This window comes from Thiocapsa imhoffii, assembly GCF_016583985.1.
Taxonomy (GTDB): Bacteria; Pseudomonadota; Gammaproteobacteria; order Chromatiales; family Chromatiaceae; genus Thiocapsa; species Thiocapsa imhoffii.
This window is the reverse complement of sequence record NZ_NRSD01000113.1, coordinates 1-505: the sequence shown is the minus strand read 5'-3', so window position 1 is coordinate 505 and position 505 is coordinate 1. Positions and strand designations below refer to the sequence as shown.

Below are 505 nucleotides of genomic sequence, written 5' to 3'. Positions count from 1 at the left end.
CTCGTGGGCTCGGTCGTGTCCACGGCGGCCGGTGGCGCAGACGGGGCCTGGAGCGCTCGCGTCGTCGCCGGTTCGGTTTGCTCGGCCCCGCCTGCGCCGGCGACGGGCTCGGCGGCGGCCATCGCCGGCGTCTGCGGGTCATCGGTTACGGTGCCGGCGGCATCCGTCTCAGCTCGCCCGGGCGTTGTGTCGGCGCCGGGGTGGGCCTGCGCGTCCTGCGGCTGCGCGTAGAGCAGCTCCCGCGTCAGCGCCAGCACGAAGCCCAGCAATGCCGGCAGCAGCAGGATCAGCAGGATCGGCCGTATCAAATCGCCCGTGAGATCATAGGCGATCACCACCAATAGCCAGAGCAGCGCCGGCAGCAGCGCCGGCAGCACGCGGGCCAAGGGCCTGACGAGCTCGGCGAGTCGGCTGTCGGGGTCCTGAGCAGCGCACCATCGCCGCAGCAGCCGCCGGCCCGCGAGCACCAGCAGCAACAGCCCGAGTCCGGCGGCGAGGGCGAGGG

General features: G+C 73.7%; 1 protein-coding gene. It reads right to left on the bottom strand.

Annotation, left to right across the window (positions count from 1 at the left end; all coding sequences use genetic code 11):
- Positions 1-505, bottom strand: a 505-nt coding sequence (locus CKO25_RS20885; protein ID WP_200389855.1) for a hypothetical protein, incomplete at both ends; no start/stop codon positions are given.